Raw genomic sequence first — 19,653 nt, forward strand, 5'->3', positions numbered from 1 at the left:
TTCCTGCGCCGCTAGGAGGCCCGGCCCGCCTTCTCGTGGGGCGTGCGCGGGACGAGGCGCAGGGCGAGGCCGGGGCAGATCGCGACGGCGCGCCGCGCGTCGGCCTCCAGCCGCGCCGGGATGGGCTCGGACGGGATCACCGGGTAGTTGTACTCGTCCATCCGGACGGTGCCGCGCAGCACGTCGGCGCACAGGCCGTGCCCGTCGCAGCGGCTCCAGTCGACCTCCAGCCGCAGCTCGGCCGCCTCCGCCTCGGCGGGCAGCACCCCGAGGACGGGCCGCCCGCAGCCGCCGTCGGAGGCGTGCCGGGCGAGGTCGTCGGCGAAGACCTCCAGTGCGGACAGCACGAACCGGGCGGTGCCGTCGGGGTGGGAGCACGCGCCGCGGCCGACGACCATCCCGACGGCGCGGCGGACGGCCTCGCAGGCCGCCGCGACGCCCCGGCCGGCGGCGATGTCGGCGAGCGCGCCGGCGACGTCGGGCAACCCGAGGCGGCACGGCCCGCACTGCCCGGCCGACTCGGCGGCCAGGTACCCGGCGACGCGCGCGGCCTCGCCGAGCGGGCAGGTGCCGCGCCCGACCGGCATGACGATCCCGGCGCCGAGCGCGCCGCCCGCCGCCGCGAGCCCGGCGCGCGACACCGCGGTCCGGGTCGCGACCTCGCCCTTCAGCCAGGCGCCGTGGTACCCGCCGACCAGCACTCCCTCGCCCGCCCGCGCGCCGCACAGGTCGAGCAGGTGGCCGAGCGGCGCCCCGGCGGGCGTCTCCACCACGGCCGGGAAGCGGGCCGAGCCGGTCACGGTCAGCAGCACCGTGCCGGGCTCGTCGGGCGTCCCGACCTTCCGGTACCCGGCGGGGCCGAGCCCGGCGAGCACGGCCAGCTGGGCGTAGGTCTCGGCGTTGGACAGCAGCGTGGGCAGGCCGTCCACGCCGCGGGTCGAGGCGCGGCCCTTGCGGCCGGGCGGGATCGGGCGCTTGCCGTTGATGCCGCGCACCAGCGCCCCGCTCTCGCCGGTGACGAACCGCTCCGGCAGCAGCGCCACGCGGGCCCGGCCGCCGAGGTCGCGCTCGGCGATCGCGTCCCGCACCGACGCGGCCGCCGTCCCGTCCGTCACGGCGACGATGATCTCCAGCGAGCCGAGCGCGGTCGCGGCGAGCGCGGCGCCGTCCAGGATCAGGTGCGGCGCGCCGCGCAGCAGCGCCTTGTCCTTGGCGCTGCCGGGCTCGCCCTCGGTGCCGTTGACGACCACGATCGTCCGCTTGCCGCGCCGCACGGCGCTGTCGGCGGTCGCACGCAGCTTGCGCGCGAACGGGAACGCGGCGCCTCCCCGCCCGTGCAGCCGCCCCTCCTCGCACAGCGCGACGAGCTGGTCGGTGGTGAGGGGGCGCGGGTGCGGATGCAGGGCGCGGTGGGCGTCCCAGTCGAGGCGTCCCCCGTCGGCGACCCCCTTGGTGAGGCGCGGCGGGCCGACGTGCCGGACGGCGAGCGCGCTCACGGCGTCCTCCTCTCCCGGGGCCGCAGGACGGGGCGGGCGGCGAGCGCGAGCACGACTCCGGCCACGCACAGCAGGTAGCCCGCCGTCACCCACACGGCGGGGGCGCGGCCGGAGGTCAGGCCGTGCCAGATCCCGAGCGGCCACGCCGCGTACGCGGTGAGGTGCGTGGCCCGCCAGATCCACGGACGCCGGGTGGCGGCGAAGCGGCCGCGCGCGATGCCCCCGGCCACCGCGATGATCAGGAGGTAGAAGGCGATGACGCCGATGTCGTAGTCGGCGGCGTGCCGGCCGGGCAGCGGCAGGAACGCCCCGGCGATCCCGACCCGGTGCTCGGCGAGCTGCGAGTCGATGTGGACGGCCAGCATCGCCACGGCGAGGAACGCGGTGGCCCGGTGCACGGCCTGGGCCCGCAGCCGGTGCCGGGAGGCGAGGATCGCGCGGTCGGTGGCCAGCAGCCCGATCATGACCGTCAGCGACAGCGCGACCAGCGCGAAGACCCCGCAGTAGAAGTCGAGGAACCGGCCGACCGGGCGCAGCGGGGACGGCGACCCGCCGGACTCGGCGCCGAGGCCGAGGAGGGCGCCCGCCACGACGGCCGCGACCGCCCCCGCGGCGACGCGGCCCCGGCGTCCGCCGATCCGTCCCCGCCGCGCCGGCGCGACCGCGGGAGCCGCCACGGGCCGGGGGCGGCCGCCGGGCCCGGCGAGGAACGCGCCGGTCATCTCGTGGGCGGGGCCGCGGCGCGGCACGTCCCCTGGCGGCGGACCCTCAACAGGAGCCATGGCGGCACCCCCTGCCTCTCACGTCGTCCGGGGACATTCCCCGGCAACTACGACGCGTGGTCGCCACGATCCGGTTCGGTGACACGACCATCCCCCATCCCCCGCCGATATCCGGAATGGTGGCAGGTCAGGGCGGTTCCACGGAGGTTCGCGACCGGAACCGGCCGCGCCCGGCATGCGCCGGGCGCGGACGAGGGGCGCGGGCGGGGGGCGAATCAGCCCGCGCCGTACACCGGCTCGGGCTCCGGGGCCTCGGCGAGGAGGCCCGCGACGACCTCGCCGACCTCGGCGGGGTCCCAGCGGGCGCCCTTGTCGGCCGCGGGGCCGTGCCGGAACGCGTCCATCACGCAGATCTTGCCGCCCTCGGCCTCGAAGACCCGGCCGGTGACGCCCTTGGACTGCGCGGACCCGAGCCAGACGACCAGCGGCGACACGTTCTCCGGCGCCATCGCGTCGAACTCGCCCTCGGCCGGCGCGGCCATCGTCTGCGCGAAGACCTCCTCGGTCATCCGGGTGCGGGCGGCGGGCGCGATCGCGTTGACGTTCACCCCGTACCGGCCGAGCTCGGCGGAGGCGACGAGGGTGAGCCCGACGATGCCGGCCTTCGCGGCCGAGTAGTTGCCCTGGCCGACGCTGCCGAGCAGGCCCGCGCCGGACGAGGTGTTGATCACGCGGGCGTCCACGGCGCGGCCCGCCTTGCTCTCGGCCCGCCAGTACCGCCCGGCGTGCTTGAGCGGCAGGAAGTGCCCCTTGAGGTGGACGCGCATCACCGCGTCCCACTCGTCCTCGGAGAGGTTGATCAGCATCCGGTCGCGCAGGAAACCGGCGTTGTTGACGAGGGTGTCGAGGCGGCCGAAGGTGTCCACGGTGGTGGCGACGAGCGCGGCGGCGCCCGCGTCGGTGGCGATGTCGTCGGTGCTGGCCACGGCCCGCCCGCCGAGCGCCTCGATCTCCTTGACGACGTCCTGGGCGGGGCCGCCGGAGGCGTCGCCGCTGCCGTCGCGGGCCACGCCCAGGTCGTTGACGACGACGAGGGCGCCCTGCCGGGCGAACTCCAGCGCGTGCGCGCGGCCGAGCCCGCGCCCGGCCCCGGTGATGGCGACCACGCGGTCCTTGCAGATCATCGCGACTCCTCCTTGTTCACGGTGGCGGCGTCCAGGAACGCGGGGCGCTCTCCCCCGCCGTGCAGCAGCATCTGCGACCCGGTGACGTAGGACGCCAGGTCCGAGGCCAGGTAGACGCAGGCCGCGCCGACCTCGAACGGGTCGCCGAGGCGGCCCATCGGGACGGTGCGGCCGACGGCCTCGACGCCCGCCTCGTCCCCGTAGTGCAGGTGCGCCAGCTCGGTGCGGATCATGCCGAGGACCAGGGTGTTGACCCGCACCCGCGGCGCCCACTCGACGGCCAGCGACTGGGTGAGGCTGTGCAGCCCGGCCTTGGCGGCGCCGTACGCGGCGGTGCCCGGCGACGGCCGGACCCCGCTGACGCTGCCGATGTTGATCACCGAGGAGCCGTCCGGCATCAGCGGGCGCAGCGTCCGCGCCATGATCAGCGGTCCGGTCAGGTTCAGCTCGATGATCTTGAGGTGGGTGCGCAGCGGCCCGTCGGTGAGCGGCCGGAACGGCGCGCCGCCCGCGTTGTTGACCAGGACGTCGACCCGGTCGAGCCCGGCGGCGAACGCCTCGGCGGCGTCGGCGTCCCGGACGTCCAGCGAGACGAACGCCGCCTCGCGGCCGCCGCCCCGGGGCAGCGCGTCCGGCTCCCGCCGGGCCACCGCGATCACGTCGGCGCCCGCCTCCAGGAAGGCGCGGCTGATCCCCGCACCGACCCCGCGCGCGCCTCCGGTGACCACGACGGTCTTCCCCGCCAGGTCCAGCGTCAGTGACATCCCGCCTCCTCCGAGCCCCTCTGCTACGGTCTGTTCTAACAAATGTTTGGTGGAAAGGTAGCGCATGGGAGTCTCCACCACGACCCTGGACGGGGTCGCCGAGATCGTCGTGGACGCGCCGCCGGTCAACGCACTGACCGTCGCGGGCTGGTTCGAGCTGGCCGACGCGGTGCTCGCGGCCGGCCGCGACCCGCAGGTCGGCGCCGTCGTGCTCCGGGCCGAGGGCCGGGGCTTCAACGCGGGCGTCGACATCAAGGAGATGCAGCGGACCGATGGCCACACCGCGCTGGTGGGGGCCAACCGGGGCTGCTTCGCGGCGTTCGCCGCCGTCTACGACTGCGAGGTGCCGGTCGTCGCCGCGGTGCACGGCTTCTGCCTCGGCGGCGGCATCGGGCTGGCGGGCAACGCCGACATCGTCGTGGCGTCCGACGACGCCTTCTTCGGCCTGCCCGAGGTCGACCGGGGGGCGCTCGGCGCCGCGACGCACCTGGCCCGGCTCGTCCCGCAGCACCTGATGCGCGCGATGGTCTACACCTGCCGCAACGTGACCGCGGCCGAGCTGCACCACCACGGCTCGGTGCTGGAGGTCGTCCCGAAGGACGAGCTGCGCGCCAAGGCGCTGGAGGTCGCCGGGAACATCGCGGCGAAGGACAGGTACGTGATCCGGCGCGCCAAGGAGTCGCTGAACGGCATCGACCCGGTCGACGTCCGCCGCAGCTACCGCTACGAGCAGGGGTTCACGTTCGAGCTGAACCTCATGGGCGCGGGCGACGAGCACCGCGACGCCTTCGTCGCGAAGGGGGCCAAGTGAGCAAGGTTCTCTCCATCGAGGAGATCGTCGGGTCGCTGGAGAGCGGCATGACGCTCGGGATCGGCGGCTGGGGCTCGCGGCGCAAGCCGATGGCCCTGGTCCGGGCGCTGTGCCGCTCCGACGTCACCGACCTGACCGTGGTGACCTACGGCGGCCCGGACGTCGGGCTGCTGTGCGCGGCCGGCAAGGTCCGCCGGCTCGTCACCGCGTTCGTGACCATGGACTCGATCCCGCTGGAGCCGCACTTCCGGCAGGCCCGGCAGACCGGGTCGATCGAGCTGACCGAGTACGACGAGGGCATGTTCATGTTCGGGCTGTACGCGGCGGCGCACCGGCTGCCGTTCCTGCCCACCCCGGTCGGGCTCGGCTCGGACGTGATGCGCGTCAACCCGGAGTTGAAGACGATCCGGTCGCCGTACGAGGACGGGCAGGAGCTCGTCGCCGTCCCGGCGCTGAAGATGGACGCGGCGCTGATCCACATGAACCGCGCCGACGCGCGCGGCAACGCGCAGTACCTCGGCGCCGACCCGTACATGGACGACCTGTTCGCCAAGGCCGCGGACCGGACGTACATCTCCTGCGAGCGGCTGGTGGACACCGCCGACTTCGCCAAGGAGGGCCCGCCGCAGTCGATGCTGATCAGCCGGGCGCAGGTCGCGGGCGTGGTGGAGACGCCGAACGGCGCGCACTTCACCGACTGCGAGCCCGACCACCGCCGCGACGAGGCGTTCCAGAAGCTGTACGCGAAGTCGGCGGGCGACCCGGAGGCGTGGGCGGCGTTCCGCGACCGGTTCCTGTCCGGCGACGAGGCCGCTTACCAGGACGCGGTCCGGACCTGGCAGGAGGAGTCCCGATGAGCGATGTGACGAGGGCCGAGGTCTGCGCGGTCGCCTGCGCGGAGCTGTTCCGGGGCGACGGCGAGATCGTGGCGGCGGCGGTCGCCGGCTTCGTGCCGATGCTGGGCTCGCGGCTCGCGCGGGCGACGTTCGAGCCGGACCTGCTGACGACCGACGGCGGGCCGACGCTGAGCGCCGAGCCCGTCCCGCTGGGCCGCACCGCGGAGGTGGCGGAGGGCTGGCTGCCGTTCCGCGACCACCTGTGGCTGGTGCTGAACGCGCGGCGGCACGTGGTGATGGGGCCGTCGCAGATCGACCGGTACGGCAACACCAACATCTCGTGCATCGGCGACTGGGAGCGGCCGACGCGGCAGCTCCTCGGGTCGCGCGGCGGGCCGGGCAACACGCTGCTGAACCCGACGAGCTACTGGGTGCCGAAGCACTCGACGCGGGTGTTCACCGACACGGTCGACTTCGTCAGCGGCGTCGGCTGGGACCGGGGCGCGCACGAGATCCGCGCCGTGGTGAGCAACCTGGCGGTGCTGGACTTCGACACCCCCGACCACCGGATGCGGCTGCGCTCGGTGCACCCCGGAGTGACCGTCGAGGACGTCGTGGCCGCCACCGGGTTCGAGCTGGCCGTCCCGGACGAGGTGCCGCAGACCCGCCTCCCCGACGACGAGGAGCTGCGGGTCATGCGCGAGGTGCTCGACCCGAAGGGGCTGCGCGAGCGGGAGGTCCCGGCCTGATGGAGCAGCGGCTCGACACCCCGCTGACCCGGCTGACGGGCGTGCGGCACCCGGTCGTCCAGACGGGCATGGGCTGGGTGGCCGGCCCGCGCCTGGTCACCGCGGTCGCGAACGCGGGCGGTCTCGGGATCCTCGCGTCGGCGACGATGACGCTGGACCAGCTCGCGGACGCGATCCACGAGGTGAAGGACCGCACGGACGCGCCGTTCGGGGTCAACCTGCGGGCCGACGCCGGGGACGCCGGCGACCGCATCGACCTGCTGATCAAGGAGGGCGTGAAGGTCGCGTCGTTCGCGCTCGCGCCGAAGAAGGAGCTGATCGCCAAGCTCAAGGACGCGGGCCTCGTCGTGATCCCGTCGGTGGGCGCGCGGCGGCACGCGGAGAAGGTCGCGGGCTGGGGCGCGGACGCGGTGCTGGTGCAGGGCGGCGAGGGCGGCGGGCACACCGGCGCCGTCGCCACCACACTGCTGCTGCCGCAGGTCGTGGACGCGGTCGACATCCCGGTGATCGCGGCCGGCGGCTTCTTCGACGGGCGCGGGCTCGCCGCCGCGCTGTCCTACGGGGCGGCGGGAGTGGCGATGGGCACCCGGTTCCTGCTGACCTCCGACAGCTCGGTCCCCGACGCGGTCAAGCAGGTGTACCTGGAGACGGGCGAGACGGTCGTGACCCGGCAGGTCGACGGGATGCCGCACCGGGTGCTGCGCAGCGAGCTGGTGGACGGGCTGGAGTCGTCCGGCCGGGTCAGCGGGCTGGTCCGGGCGCTGCGCAACGGGGCCCGATTCAAGAAGCTGTCCGGGATGTCGTGGCGCGCGATGATCGCGGACGGGAAGGCGATGAAGCACGGCAAGGACCTGTCCTGGTCGCAGGTCCTCATGGCGGCCAACACCCCGATGCTGCTGAAGGCGGCGATGGTGGACGGCCGTCCCGATCTCGGCGTGATGGCGTCGGGCCAGGTCGTCGGGGTCATCGACGACTTGCCGAGCTGCGCCCGGCTGATCGACGGGATCGTGGAGCAGGCCGTGCGGGCCATCGCCGCGCAGCAGGCGCTGCTGGTGCGTTAGACGGTGCCGAGGCCGCGCAGCACGGCCGCCAGTCCCCCGCGGAACTCCTCGTCGGGGCCGATGTGGCGGGCGTGCCGCGCGGTCTCCGCCATGTTCGGGAACCGGTCGGCGGGCAGCGCGGCGATGGCGGCCGTCCCCTCGCCCTCCAGCGGGCCGAGGTGCTCCAGCTGGATGGCGCCGATGATGTAGGCGATCACCGCGCGGAGGGCGACGGCGGCGCGCGGCCCGGTGATGCCCGCATCGCGCAGGATGCCGGCCACCGTCTCGCCCCAGCACAGCGACCCGGCCGAGTCGTGCCGGTGCGTGAGCGTCAGCGGCATGATCGCCGCGTGCGCGCCGAACGCCTTCCGCAGCCGCAGCGCCATGGTCACGATCCTCTCCTCCCACGGGCCGCCGGGCGGCGGCGTGGGGTCGACCTCCGCGTAGACGAGGTCGATGACGAGTCCTTCCAGCTCCTCCCGGTCGCGGACGTACCGGTACAGCGCCATGGTGCTCAGCTTGAGCTCCTTGGCGACGGCGCGCATGGACAGCCCGGCGAGGCCGTCCCGGTCGATGACGGCGAGCGCCGCGGCGGCGACCTGGTCCTGGGTGAGCGAGCGGGGTCTCGGCATGGCGCTTGACAGCGTACGGCATACACTTACGATCGTAAGCGTATGCCGTACACCTAAGGAGCGCGCCGATGCGTCTCGTCCCCGGTTCCGACGTCCCCGACCGCGAGCTGACCCCGGTCGGCGGCCCCGCGGTCCCCGTGCCCGACCCGGGCCGCCTCGTCCACCTGCAGTTCCGCCGGTTCGCGGGCTGCCCGATCTGCAACCTGCACCTGCGCTCGTTCGTCACCCGGCACGCCGAGATCGAGGCCGCCGGGATCCGCGAGATCGTGGTGTTCCACTCCACCGAGGAGGAACTGCGCGAGCACGTCCCCGGACTCCCGTTCCCCGTCGTCGGGGACCCCCGCAAGCGCCTGTACGCCGAGTTCGGCGTCGAGTCCGCGCGCCGCGCGCTCCTCGACCCCCGGGTGTGGGGCCCGCTCGCCTGGTCCTCGGTCATCAAGACCTGGCGGGTGCTCTGGGGCCGCGAGCGCCCGCCGGCCGCCCGCCCGACCGGCGGCCGGCTGGGCCTGCCCGGCGACTTCCTGATCGGCGCGGACGGGCGGCTCATCGCGGCGAAGTACGGCGAGCACGCCTACGACCAGTGGTCGGTCGACGAACTGCTCGCCCTGGCCGCCGAGGCGCCCGCCCCGGCACGGAAGGCATGACCATGGAGACCATCGACCGCGTCGCCGACGCCGCCCGCTACGAGGTGATCAGCGGCGGGTACGATGACACCCTGTTCGCCGCCGCCGCCGTCCCTCCCGCCGGGCGCGTGCTCGACGTCGGCTGCGGCTACGGCGCGACCTCGCGGCGGGCCGCACGGCTCGCCGCCCGCGGAAGCGTCCTCGGCAACGACATCGCGGAGCCCCTGCTCGCCCAGGCCCGCGCTTTCGCCGACGGCGAGGGCCTGGCCAATGTCGAGTTCGAGGCGGGCGACGCGCAGACGCATCCCTTCCGCCACGGCGAGTTCGACGTCGCGATCAGCCGGTTCGGCATGATGTTCTTCCGCGACCCCGTGGCCGCCTTCGGCAACGTCCGCCGGGCCCTGAAGCCGGGAGGACGGCTGGTGTTCACGACCGTCGGCCCGCCCGGCGGCAACGACCTGCCGGGCATCGTCGCGGCGGCCATGCCCCCGGCGCCGGCGGGCGGGCCCCCGTCCGACGTGCACTCGCTGTCCGACCCCGACCGGATCGCCGCCGTGCTCGGCGCGGCCGGGTTCGCCGACGTCCGCTCCGAACCGGTCGAGACGTCCATCGTCCTCGGACCGGACGCGGAGGCGGCCGCCTCGTTCATCCTCGCCTGGGGCGCCTTCGGCGGCGCCTTGGACGAGGCCGCCGCCGGCCGCGCGCGGGCCGCGCTGACCGGCGCGGCCCGCCCGTTCGAGACGCCCGGCGGCGTCCGGCTGCGGAGCACCGCATGGCTGGTCACGGCGGTGTGAGCGTCAGCCGCGCACCGCGAGGACGAGCTTGCCGGTCGTGGCGCCCGACTCGATGCGGCGGTGCGCCTCCGCGGCCCGCTCCAGGGGCAGCTCCTCCACCTGAAGCCGCAGGTCGCCGGAGGCCGCGGCGGCCACGGCGCGGCGCAGGCCCCGGCCCGCCTCGGCCGGGAACGCGCCCGAGAACGCCGCGAGGTTGAACCCCGACACGGACTTGTTGCTGAACCACAGCTCGTTCGCCGACACGCCCACGTCGTCCGCGCCCGACGCGTTGCCCATGACGATCATCCGGCCCATCGGGGCGAGGGCGTCGAGGCTGGTGCGGCGCGCCGGGCCGCCGACCATGTCGACCACGATGTCGAACCCGCGCCCGCCGGTGAGGTCCGCGACCCGGTCCGGCAGCTCGTCGCGGAGCACGACGTCGTCGTAGCCGAAGCCGCGCGCCGTCTCGATCTTCGCCGGGCCGCCGACGGTGCCGACCACGCGGCCCGCGCCGAGCTGCCGCGCCGCCTGGCCGAGCTGGCTGCCGACCCCTCCGGCGGCGGCGTGCACGAGCACGGTCTCGCCGGGCTCGATGCGCGCCGCCCGGTCCAGGACGAGGAACGCGGTCGTGCTGTTGGACGGGATCGCGGCCGCGACGTCCAGGGCGAGGTCGAGACCGTCCAGCGGCGCGACCAGGTCGGCGGAGGTGACGACGGCCTCGGCGTACCCGCCGCTGTCCACGATCGTCAGCGCGGCGACGGGCTGCCCGGGCCGCAGCCCCTCGACGTCCGGGCCGACCGCGCGGACGTGCCCGGACACCTCGATGCCGGGGACGAACGGCAGCGGCACGTCCACGACGCCCCGCCGGTACAGCACCTCGGCGAAGTTGGCGCCCGCGTAGGCGACGTCGATCGACACCTGCCCCGGCCCCGGCTCGGGGACCTTGACCTCGTCCACGCGCAGCACGTCGGCCTCGCCGAACGCGGGAATGGTGACGGCCTTCATCAGTAACGCCCTCCAACGGCCGCGGGAACGGCGTCCAGCTCGGCCAGGTCGGTCTCGGTGAGGTCCAGGTCGGCGGCGGCGGCGTTGTCGCGCAGGTACCGCTGCTTCTTGGTGCCGGGGATGGGGATGACGTGGTCGCCCTGCGCGAGCGTCCAGGCGATGGCGACCTGCGCGGGGGTGGCCCCGTGCCGCTCGGCGACCGCCTTGACGACGTCGACGATGCGCAGGTTGGCCTTCAGCGCCTCCTCCTGGAAGCGCGGGTTGGCGCCGCGGAAGTCGCCGTCCTCGAAATCGGCCGCGGTGACGGTCCCGGTGAGGAACCCCCGGCCGAGCGGCGAGAACGGGACGAACGCCGCGCCGTTGGCGGCGCACCAGCCGACCACGTCGCCCGCCTCGCCGGCGCCCGAGACCGCGCCGCCGCCGGCGGACTCCGCCGCCGGCTGCCCCATCGCGTCCCGGGTCCACAGCGACAGCTCCGACTGGATCGCCGCCACCGGGTGGATCGCGTGCGCCTCGGCCGCCTGCGCGACGCTGACCTCCGACAGCCCCAGCCGCCGCACCTTGCCCTCGGCGACCAGTTCCGCCATCGCGCCCCAAGTGTCGGCCAGCGGCACGTCCGGGTCGACGCGGTGCAGGTAGTAGAGGTCGATCACGTCGGTGTCCAGGCGGCGGAGGCTGTCCTCGGCGGACGCCTTGACGTGCTCCGGCCGCCCGTTGCGGACGATCTTCCTGGTGGCGAGCGACTCCACGACCAGGCCCGTCTTGGTGGCGAGCACCGCCTCGTCGCGGCGGCCCGAGAGGGCCCGGCCGACCAGCGTCTCGTTGTGGCCGTCGCCGTAGGGCTGCGCGGTGTCCAGGAAGGTGACGCCCAGGTCGAGCGCCTCGCGGATCAGCGCCACCGACGCGTCGTCGTCGCGCTCGGACTCGGCGTAGGCCCAGCTCATGCCCATGCAGCCCAGCCCGACGGCGCCCACCGGCGCACCCGCGAAATCACGATTCCTCACGGCCGTTCCCTTCATCTGGTTCGTTCGGGAACGATCGTGCCGGATCGCCGGAGAAGCAGGCAGACCGCGCTCATCCTGGGTCTGCCACCACCACCCTCGCGGGCGGGGGTCAGCTCGCCGCGGCCAGACCGCGCCGCGCCATCAGCCGCTCCAGGCGTTCCATGGTCCCGGTGCCGGGACGCGGGTTCTGCAGCACGAGGTCGGTGCCGGGGCGGTCGGCGAGCGGCAGCAGCGTCCCCTCGAAGATCATCTCGCCGGCCTCCGGGTGCCGGACGCCCTTGACCGCCTGCGTGGCGGCGCTCACGTCGTGCCGCGGCCACAGCTCGGCGAACTCCGGGCTGACCTCGATCATGTCCTCCGCGATCCGGCCGAACTCGGGGTCGTCGGGATAGCGGGCCGCGTCCGCGCGGAACCCGGCGACGACGCCCGGGGCGGCGGCGGCCCACTCCAGGTGCATGCTCCGGTAGCGGGCGTTGGTGAAGAACGTCACCAGGCAGTTGTGGTCCACGTCGGAGAACCCGAACACCTCGCGGGCCGCGTCGTTGATCGCGACGAAGTTCCAGTGCCGGTCCCGGACGTAGGCGGGCCGCGGCGACCACGCGTCCAGCACCCGCCGCAGCTCCGGCGTGATCGGCGCGGCGGGGCCGGCCTCGCGCCGCGGCGGGTTCAGCCCGGCCAGCAGGTACAGGTGCTCGCGCTCGGCGGCGTCGAGCCGGAGGGCGCGGGCGATGGCGTCCAGCACGTCGCCGGAGACCTTGATGTCGCGGCCCTGCTCCAGCCACGTGTACCAGGACACGCCGACCCCGGCGAGCACGGCGACCTCCTCGCGCCGCAGGCCCGGCGTCCGGCGCCGGCCCGCGTCGGGCATGCCGACGTCGGAGGGCGTGAGCCGGGCGCGGCGGGTGCGCAGGAAGTCGCGCATCTCCTCGCGGCGGCGGTCGGGGGCGGAGGGCGGGGTCGTGCTGGCCATGCCGCCACGATATCCGGTGGCCCGGTCGTGATCGCCGGGGCGGCGGCCGGGCGGGCGGCGGGCGCCGGTCACGTGGCGGGCGCGCCGGTCACGTGGCGGGCGGGGCCTCCGCGTGCAGCCGCACGGTCCCGGACCCGCTCAGCCGCGCGATGTCCGCGCCGTCGCGTCCGAGCTCGCGCAGGACCGCCTCGGTGTGCTCGCCGAGCGCCGGGACCGGGTCCATCCGCGCCTCGACGTCGGCGAAGGTGATCGGCGGGCGGATCGCGCGGATCGCCCCGACCGGGGAGCCGACCTCGCGCCAGCGGTCCCGCTCGGCGAGCTGCGGGTGCGCGATCAGCCCGTGCCCGTCGTTCAGCGACGCGTTCGGGACGCCCGCCTCGTCCAGCCGCCGCAGCAGTTCCGCGCGGTCCATCGCCGAGGTGACGCCGGCGACGATCGCGTCCACCTTCCCGCGGTTGCGGACCCGCGCCCGGTTCGTCGCGTACTCGGGATCGGTGACCAGGTCGGGACGGTCCAGGACGCCGGTCGCCAGCGCCGCCCAGCCGCGGTCGTTCTGCACGCCGATGACGACGTCGACCCCGTCGGCCGTCGGGTAGGCGTCGTACGGGCAGATGACCGGATGGCTCAGCCGGGTCCGCGGCGGCACCGACCCCGTGTAGAGGGTCGTGTACATCGCCTGGCTCATCCACTCGGCGACCGCGTCGAACATCGTGACCTCGATCGCCGCGCCCTCGCCGGTGGTGCCGCGCCGGACGAGCGCCGCGAGCGTCCCGGAGAAGGCGTACATCCCGGCGGCGATGTCGGCCAGCGGGGAGCCCGCCTTCACCGGCGTCTCCGGGGTGCCGGTCACCGAGATCAGCCCCGCCTCGGCCTGGACGAGCATGTCGTAGGCGCGCTTGTCGCGGTACGGGCCGCGCGTCCCGTAGCCGGACATGTCGACGACGATCAGCCGGGGGTCGCGGGCGCGCAGCCCGTCCGCGCCGAAGCCGAGGCGGGCGGCGGCGCCGGGCGCGAGGTTCTGCAGGAACACGTCGGCGCCCGCGACCAGCTCGGCGAGGATCGCCCGCCCCTCGTCCCGCTTGAGGTCGAGCGCGACCGACTCCTTCGACCGGTTCAGCCACGCGAAGTGGGTGCCGAGCCCGCCGCGCACGTCGGCGTCGTAGGCGCGGGCGAAGTCGCCGCCGTCCACGCGCTCGACCTTGATGACGCGGGCGCCGAGGTCGGCGAGCTGCCGGGTGGCGAACGGCGCGGCGACCGCCTGCTCCAGCGCGACGACGGTGATGCCTTCGAGGGGGAGCATCGCGGTCTCAGTCCTCCAGCAGCCGGCGGCCGATGATCATCTTCTGGATGTCGGCGGTGCCCTCGCCGATCAGCAGCATCGGCGCCTCCCGGTAGAGGCGCTCGATCTCGTACTCCTTGGAGTAGGCGTAGCCGCCGTGGATGCGGAAGGAGTCCTCCACGACCTCCTTGCAGTACTCGCTGGCCAGGTACTTGGCCATGCCCGCCTCCAGGTCGTTGCGCTCGCCGGAGTCCTTGCGGCGCGCCGCCATCACCATCATCTGGTGGGCCGCCTCGACCTTGGTCGCCATCTCGGCGAGCCGGAACATGACCGCCTGGTGCTCGGCGATCGGCCTGCCGAACGTCTCGCGCCGCCGCGCGTAGTCGAGGGCCAGCTCGTAGGCGCGGCGCGCGACGCCGCAGCCGCGGGCCGCGACGTTGACGCGGCCGACCTCGACGCCGTCCATCATCTGGTAGAAGCCGCGGCCGGGCTCGCCGCCGAGGACCTGAGCGGCCGGGATCCGGTAGGAGTCGAAGACCAGCTCGGTCGTGTCGACGCCCTTGTACCCCATCTTCTCGATCTTCCCGGGGACGGTCAGGCCCGGCGCGACCTCCCCGAACCCGGGCGTCTTGTCGACCAGGAACGTCGTCATGCCGCGGTGGCCCGCGTCCGGGTCGGTCTTGACGAGGGTGGCGACGAGGTTGGCGGACCCGCCGTTGGTCAGCCACATCTTCTGCCCGTCGATCACGTACGCGTCGCCGTCGCGCACGGCGCGGGTCCTGATCGCCGACACGTCCGAGCCGCAGCCCGGCTCCGACATGGAGAACGCGCCGCGGATCTCGCCGGTCGCCATCCTCGGCAGGTAGTGCGCCCGCTGCTCCGGCGTGCCGTGGTGCGTGATCATCCAGGCGACGATGAAGTGCGTGTTGACGATGCCGGACACGCTCATCCAGCCGCGCGACAGCTCCTCCACCGCGAGCGCGTAGGTCAGCAGCGACTCGCCGAGGCCGCCGTGCTCCTCGCCGATCATCAGCCCGAACAGGCCGAGCCGCTTCATCCCGTCCACGATCTCCTGCGGGTACGCGTCCGCGTGCTCCAGCTCCGTCGCGACCGGGAGGATCTCCTTGTCGACGAAGGCCCGCACCGTCGCCACGATCTCCCGCTGCTCGTCCGACAGCCCGTAGGTCTGCTGCAGCCTGCTCACGTTCCATTCCCTCCCGGATCACGCGCCTGTGCGAAGGAGCCGCCGCGCCGGCGGCTCAGCGGCCCTCGAAGCGGGGGGCGCGGCGCTCGGCGAACGCGGCGCGGCCCTCCGCGAAGTCGGCGGTGCCGAACAGCGCGACCTGCTCCTCCCGCTCGGCCTCCAGCAGCCGCTTCAGGCTGTGGTCGGCGCGCGCGAGGAGCCGCTTGGCGGCGGCGACGGCGAGCGGGGCGAGCGACGCCGCGCCGGCGGCCAGCTCCAGCGCCGCGTCCAGGGCCCCGCCGGGCGGCGCGAGCGAGTCGGCGAGCCCGATCTCGCAGGCCCGCGGCGCGGGCACCGTCCGGCCGAACACGAGCATCTCCTTGGCGCGGCCCATCCCGACGCGCTGCGGGAGCGTCCACAGCAGCCCGCCGTCCGCGACCAGCCCGACCTTGCCGAACGCGGCGACGAACCGGGCGTCCTCGGCGGCCACCACGTGGTCGCAGGCGGCGGCGACGGACACGCCGAGCCCGGCGGCGGCGCCCTCGACGGCCGCGACCACCGGGGTCCCGCAGGTCGCGATGATCCGGACGGCCCGGTGCACCGGCGCCAGCCGCTCGCGGACCTCGTCGGGCCCGGCGCCCTCCATCGACCGCAGGTCGCCGCCCGCCGAGAACGTGCCGCCCGCGCCCGTCAGCACGATCGCGCGGACGGCCGGGTCGTCGGCGGCGCGGCGCAGCTCGTCCAGGAGCCGCAGGCGCATCGGGATGTCGATCGCGTTGCGCGCCTCGGGGCGGTTCAGCGTCAGGACCCGGGTCGCGTCGTGGTCGGCGACCTCGACGACGTCGCCGGCGGGGCCGCCGGTCACGCGTCCGCCGCCGATCGCCGCGCGGGGGCGCGCACCGCTCCGGAGTCCCGGTCGTCCATCGATCCCTCCTCGCAATTTTTTATACGATATGGGTCGATGACCGCCGCAGGGAAGGGCGGCCCCCGCGAGCGCCCCCGTCAGTCCGTGTGGTCGGCCCAGAACCCCTGCGCCTCCAGGTGCACGACCAGCAGCGCTCCGGCGTGCCTGATGTGCGCCCGCATCGCGCCGCGCGCGGCCTCGGGGTCCCCGGCCCGCAGCGCCGCCAGGATGAGCCGGTGGTCGTCGACGGAGGCCTGGCTCCAGCCCTGGATGCTGGAGTAGAAGCGGCGCGGCGCGTACCGCACCACCAGCTGGAGCAGCCACGCCGTCTTGGGCGACCCGGCGCACAGGTTGATCACCCGGTGGAACTGGTGGTTGGCCCGCTCGATGCCCTCGGCGTCCTGGGCCTTGGACGCCTGCTCCAGCAGCCCCTGCGTCCGGTCGAGCGCCTCCAGCTCCTCCGCCGTGATCTTCTCGGCGGCGCGGGAGGCCAGCTCCCCGGCGAAGTACGCCTGCGCCTCGAACAGGTCCTGGACGTCCTGGCGCGACAGCGGCGCCGGCATGAACCCGCGGCGCGGCTCCAGCGTGACGAAGCCCTCGCCGCGCAGCGACAGCAGCGCCTCCCGGACGGGGGTGACGCTGATCCCGAGGTCGTCGGCGATCCTCTCCAGCCGCAGGAACTCCCCGTGCCCGACCTGGCCGGACATGATCAGCTCGCGGACGTAGGCGGCCACCTCGTCGCTGAGCTGGCGGCGCCTGCCGAGCGCCCGGTCGCCGGAACTCGCCACCGTCATCGTCTCCCCGTGCGCCTGCCTGATCCCAACATTATGTAGGGACGGGCCGTCCCCCTCGTGTCCGATCAGCCGCTTCCGGCCTCCAGCGAGTTGACAGTGGTGATTTTCAAATCAAATATATGAAAAGGCGCCGGCCGGTGCCGGGGCCGGAGGAGGGCGGCAGCCGTGTTCACGCTGAGCGACGAGGAGCGCGCCATCGTCGAGGTCGTCGCGGACTTCGTCGACCGGGAGGTCCGGCCGGTGGCCCGCGACCTCGAGCACGCGAACGCCTACCCCGAGCACCTGATCGCCCGCATGAAGGAGCTGGGCGTCTACGGGCTCGCCGTGCCCGAACCGTACGGCGAGGTCTCGGTCTCCAAGGCCTGCTACGCCCTCGTCACCGAGGAGTTGGCGCGCGGCTGGATGTCGCTCGCGGGGGCGTTCGGCGGGCACACGGTCGTCTCGCACCTGCTCGCGGTCTTCGGCACCGAGGAGCAGAAGCGCCGGTACCTGCCCCGGATGGCGACCGGCGAGCTGCGCGCCACGATGGCGCTGACCGAGCCGTCCGGCGGCTCCGACCTGCAGGCGATGACCACGACCGCGCGCCGCGAGGGCGACCGCTACGTGATCGACGGCGCGAAGATGTGGATCACGAACGCGCGGACGTCCGGCCTGATCGCGCTGCTGTGCAAGACCGACCCGGACGCCCGGCCCCGCCACCGCGGCATCAGCGTCCTGCTCGTCGAGAAGGGGCCGGGCCTGACGGTCTCCCGCGACCTGCCGAAGCTCGGCTACAAGGGCGTGGAGAGCTGCGAGCTGTCGTTCGACGGCTGCGAGGCGCCGCTGGACGCGGTGCTCGGCGGCGAGGAGGGCCGCGGGTTCGCGCAGATGATGCGCGGTCTGGAGGTCGGCCGGATCCAGGTCGCGGCGCGCGCGCTCGGCGTGGCCCGGGCCGCGCTGGAGGACTCCGTCCGCTACGCCCAGGAGCGCGAGGCGTTCGGCAAGCCGATCTGGAAGCACCAGTCGGTCGGCAACTACCTCGCCGACATGGCCACCGAGCTGCGCGCGGCGCGGCTGCTCACCCTGGACGCCGCCGGACGGCTGGACGCCGGCGAGCGCTGCGACATGGAGGCGGGCATGGCCAAGCTCTACGCCTCCGAGGCGGCGATGCGGATCGCCCTCAACGCCGTCCGGATCCACGGCGCGGCGGGCTACTCCACCGAGTTCGACATCGAGCGCTACTTCCGGGACGCCCCGCTGATGATCGTCGGCGAGGGGACCAACGAGATCCAGCGCAACGTGATCGTCAAGCAGCTGGTCGAGCGGAACCGCGTCTGACGCGGCGCGGCGCCCCGCGGCCCGGGCCGGTCAGGGCCCCTCGCCTGGCTCCTCGCCGGCCCGGATCCAGTCGAAGGTGCGTTCCACGGCGCGCTTCCAGTTGTCGTACTCGTGGTCGCGGCGGCTCGCCTCCATGGCGGGGACCCAGCGGGCCGCGCGGTGCCAGTTCCGCCGCAGCCCCTCCAGGCCCGCCCAGTAGCCGACGGCCAGCCCGGCGGCGTACGCGGCGCCGAGCGAGACGGTCTCGACCACCATCGGCCGCGCCACCGGCACGTTCAGCATGTCGGCGACCATCTGCATCAGCAGGTTGTCGGAGGTCATGCCGCCGTCGGCCTTCAGCTCCCGGAGGCTGAGCCCGGAGTCCCGGTTCATCGCGTCCACGACCTCGCGGGTCTGCCAGCCGGTCGCCTCCAGCACCGCCCGCGCCAGGTGGCCCTTGGTGATGTAGGAGGTCAGGCCGACGATGATGCCGCGGGCCTCGCTCCGCCAGTGCGGGGCGAACAGGCCGGAGAACGCCGGCACGATGTAGCAGCCGCCGTTGTCGCTCACGGTGCGGGCGAGCGTCTCGATCTCCGGCGCGGTGGTGATCAGCCCGAGCCCGTCGCGGAACCACTGGACGAGCGCGCCGGTGATCGCGATCGAGCCCTCCAGCGCGTACACCGCCGGCTCGTCGCCGATCTTGTAGCCGACGGTGGTGAGCAGCCCGTTCTCCGACCGCACCGGCTTGGTCCCGGTGTTCATCAGCAGGAACGCGCCGGTCCCGTAGGTGCACTTGGTCTCGCCGGGCGCGAAGCACGTCTGGCCGAACAGCGCGGCCTGCTGGTCGCCGAGCGCGGCGCCGACCCGCACCCCGGGGAACACCCGGCGGGCCGTCCCGTAGGTCTCGGTGGACGACCTGATCTCCGGCAGCATCGCCCGCGGCACCCCGAAGAACGCCAGCAGGTCGTCGTCCCAGGACAGCGTGTGCAGGTCCATCAGCAGGGTGCGGCTGGCGTTGGTGACGTCGGTGACGTGCACGCCGCCGTCGACGCCGCCGCTGAGGTTCCAGATCAGCCAGCTCTCCATGGTGCCGAACAGCACCTCGCCGCGCTCGGCGCGCTCGCGCAGGCCGGGCGTGTGGTCGAGCAGCCAGCGGATGCGCGGCGCGGAGAAGTAGGTGGCGAGCGGCAGCCCGCTGCGCTCGGTGACGATCGCGGCGCCGGGCGCGCGGCCCAGCTCGTCGACCAGCGGGCCGGTCCGCATGTCCTGCCAGACGATGGCGCGGCCGATCGGGGCGCCGGTGAGCCGGTCCCAGAGCACGGTGGTCTCGCGCTGGTTGGCGATGCCGACGGCGGCGACCTGGTTCGCGGTGACGCCCGCCTGGGCGAGCGCCTCCGGCGCGATCCGCTCCAGGTTGCGCCAGATCTCCATGGGGTCGTGCTCGACCCAGCCGGGCTTCGGGAAGTGCTGCCGGTGCTCGCGCTGCGCCACCGACACGAGCCGGCCGCCGTGGTCGAACAGGATGCACCGGGTCGAGGTGGTGCCCTGGTCGATCGACATCACGTAGCGTTCGGTCACGTTGCGCCCT

General features: G+C 74.4%; 20 protein-coding genes. 7 read left to right on the top strand and 13 right to left on the bottom strand.

The features are described 5' to 3' along the window. Positions 1-11: 11 nt before the first annotated feature. The 4 genes from ABT299_RS02040 to ABT299_RS02055 form a co-directional block, all read right to left on the bottom strand. A complete protein-coding gene (locus ABT299_RS02040) occupies positions 12-1,496 on the bottom strand; it encodes an NADH-ubiquinone oxidoreductase-F iron-sulfur binding region domain-containing protein (RefSeq protein WP_500249465.1) in 1,485 nt (494 codons plus the stop codon). Further along, positions 1,493-2,278: a ferric reductase-like transmembrane domain-containing protein gene (locus tag ABT299_RS02045; protein WP_500249466.1), complete on the bottom strand. Its 786-nt coding sequence runs from the start codon at positions 2,276-2,278 to the stop codon at positions 1,493-1,495. The genes ABT299_RS02040 and ABT299_RS02045 overlap by 4 nt, the downstream gene beginning before the upstream one ends. A gap of 215 nt (positions 2,279-2,493) precedes the next feature. After that, entirely contained in the window at positions 2,494-3,402 is a 909-nt protein-coding gene (locus tag ABT299_RS02050) for an SDR family oxidoreductase (protein ID WP_500249467.1), read from the bottom strand. Then, positions 3,399-4,166, bottom strand: a complete 768-nt coding sequence (locus ABT299_RS02055) for an SDR family oxidoreductase (RefSeq protein WP_387020713.1) — start codon at positions 4,164-4,166, stop codon at positions 3,399-3,401. Before ABT299_RS02055 ends, ABT299_RS02050 begins: the two co-directional genes overlap by 4 nt. A gap of 64 nt (positions 4,167-4,230) precedes the next feature. Between ABT299_RS02055 and ABT299_RS02060 the strand changes: the two genes are divergently transcribed. Genes ABT299_RS02060 through ABT299_RS02075 form a run of 4 tightly spaced genes read left to right on the top strand, consistent with a single transcriptional unit; the run spans position 4,231 to position 7,623 of the window. Then, positions 4,231-4,977 (top strand): enoyl-CoA hydratase family protein, encoded by a 747-nt coding sequence (locus ABT299_RS02060; protein WP_190858472.1) that lies wholly within the window; start codon positions 4,231-4,233, stop codon positions 4,975-4,977. Next, complete coding sequence (locus tag ABT299_RS02065; RefSeq protein WP_500249468.1) at positions 4,974-5,834, top strand: CoA transferase subunit A; 861 nt, start codon at positions 4,974-4,976, stop codon at positions 5,832-5,834. The genes ABT299_RS02060 and ABT299_RS02065 overlap by 4 nt, the downstream gene beginning before the upstream one ends. Continuing rightward, positions 5,831-6,562 (top strand): CoA-transferase subunit beta, encoded by a 732-nt coding sequence (locus tag ABT299_RS02070; RefSeq protein WP_190858474.1) that lies wholly within the window; start codon positions 5,831-5,833, stop codon positions 6,560-6,562. Before ABT299_RS02065 ends, ABT299_RS02070 begins: the two co-directional genes overlap by 4 nt. Continuing rightward, positions 6,562-7,623 carry an NAD(P)H-dependent flavin oxidoreductase gene (locus ABT299_RS02075; RefSeq protein WP_190858483.1) on the top strand — a complete coding sequence of 354 codons (1,062 nt, stop codon included), beginning with the start codon at positions 6,562-6,564 and terminating at the stop codon, positions 7,621-7,623. The genes ABT299_RS02070 and ABT299_RS02075 overlap by 1 nt, the downstream gene beginning before the upstream one ends. Here ABT299_RS02075 and ABT299_RS02080 read toward each other — a convergent pair. Then, positions 7,620-8,234, bottom strand: coding sequence for a TetR/AcrR family transcriptional regulator (locus ABT299_RS02080; RefSeq protein WP_190858485.1), 615 nt, complete (start codon positions 8,232-8,234; stop codon positions 7,620-7,622). The genes ABT299_RS02075 and ABT299_RS02080 overlap by 4 nt on opposite strands. 68 nt (positions 8,235-8,302) lie before the next feature. On the opposite strand from ABT299_RS02080, the gene ABT299_RS02085 reads away from it, so the two are divergent. Continuing rightward, positions 8,303-8,878: a peroxiredoxin-like family protein gene (locus tag ABT299_RS02085; protein ID WP_500249469.1), complete on the top strand. Its 576-nt coding sequence runs from the start codon at positions 8,303-8,305 to the stop codon at positions 8,876-8,878. After that, the gene (locus ABT299_RS02090; protein WP_500249470.1) at positions 8,875-9,651 is read left to right on the top strand and encodes a class I SAM-dependent methyltransferase; all 777 of its coding nucleotides are present in this window, start codon (positions 8,875-8,877) and stop codon (positions 9,649-9,651) included. Before ABT299_RS02085 ends, ABT299_RS02090 begins: the two co-directional genes overlap by 4 nt. A gap of 3 nt (positions 9,652-9,654) precedes the next feature. Here ABT299_RS02090 and ABT299_RS02095 read toward each other — a convergent pair whose 3' ends face one another. From ABT299_RS02095 to ABT299_RS02125, 7 genes are all read right to left on the bottom strand, one after another. Then, entirely contained in the window at positions 9,655-10,635 is a 981-nt protein-coding gene (locus ABT299_RS02095) for a quinone oxidoreductase family protein (protein WP_500249471.1), read from the bottom strand. Beyond that, complete coding sequence (locus ABT299_RS02100; RefSeq protein ID WP_500249472.1) at positions 10,635-11,639, bottom strand: aldo/keto reductase; 1,005 nt, start codon at positions 11,637-11,639, stop codon at positions 10,635-10,637. Before ABT299_RS02100 ends, ABT299_RS02095 begins: the two co-directional genes overlap by 1 nt. A gap of 109 nt (positions 11,640-11,748) precedes the next feature. After that, positions 11,749-12,609 carry a helix-turn-helix transcriptional regulator gene (locus ABT299_RS02105; RefSeq protein WP_500249473.1) on the bottom strand — a complete coding sequence of 287 codons (861 nt, stop codon included), beginning with the start codon at positions 12,607-12,609 and terminating at the stop codon, positions 11,749-11,751. Positions 12,610-12,697: 88 nt separating this feature from the next. Beyond that, positions 12,698-13,909, bottom strand: coding sequence for a CaiB/BaiF CoA transferase family protein (locus ABT299_RS02110; protein ID WP_500249474.1), 1,212 nt, complete (start codon positions 13,907-13,909; stop codon positions 12,698-12,700). A gap of 7 nt (positions 13,910-13,916) precedes the next feature. Further along, positions 13,917-15,092, bottom strand: a complete 1,176-nt coding sequence (locus ABT299_RS02115; protein WP_500249475.1) for an acyl-CoA dehydrogenase family protein — start codon at positions 15,090-15,092, stop codon at positions 13,917-13,919. Positions 15,093-15,147: 55 nt separating this feature from the next. Then, positions 15,148-15,936 carry an enoyl-CoA hydratase/isomerase family protein gene (locus tag ABT299_RS02120; protein WP_500249476.1) on the bottom strand — a complete coding sequence of 263 codons (789 nt, stop codon included), beginning with the start codon at positions 15,934-15,936 and terminating at the stop codon, positions 15,148-15,150. A gap of 137 nt (positions 15,937-16,073) precedes the next feature. After that, complete coding sequence (locus ABT299_RS02125) at positions 16,074-16,769, bottom strand: GntR family transcriptional regulator (protein ID WP_500249477.1); 696 nt, start codon at positions 16,767-16,769, stop codon at positions 16,074-16,076. A gap of 165 nt (positions 16,770-16,934) precedes the next feature. On the opposite strand from ABT299_RS02125, the gene ABT299_RS02130 reads away from it, so the two are divergent. Beyond that, a complete protein-coding gene (locus ABT299_RS02130) occupies positions 16,935-18,086 on the top strand; it encodes an acyl-CoA dehydrogenase family protein (RefSeq protein ID WP_387020679.1) in 1,152 nt (383 codons plus the stop codon). A 30-nt stretch (positions 18,087-18,116) separates the two neighbouring features. Here ABT299_RS02130 and glpK read toward each other — a convergent pair whose 3' ends face one another. Beyond that, positions 18,117-19,643: a glycerol kinase GlpK gene (gene glpK / locus ABT299_RS02135; RefSeq protein ID WP_190858508.1), complete on the bottom strand. Its 1,527-nt coding sequence runs from the start codon at positions 19,641-19,643 to the stop codon at positions 18,117-18,119. Between the last annotated feature and the right edge of the window lie 10 nt (positions 19,644-19,653).

Origin of the sequence: Spirillospora sp. NPDC000708 (assembly GCF_040299565.1) — a bacterium.
Classification (GTDB): Bacteria; Actinomycetota; Actinomycetes; order Streptosporangiales; family Streptosporangiaceae; genus Spirillospora.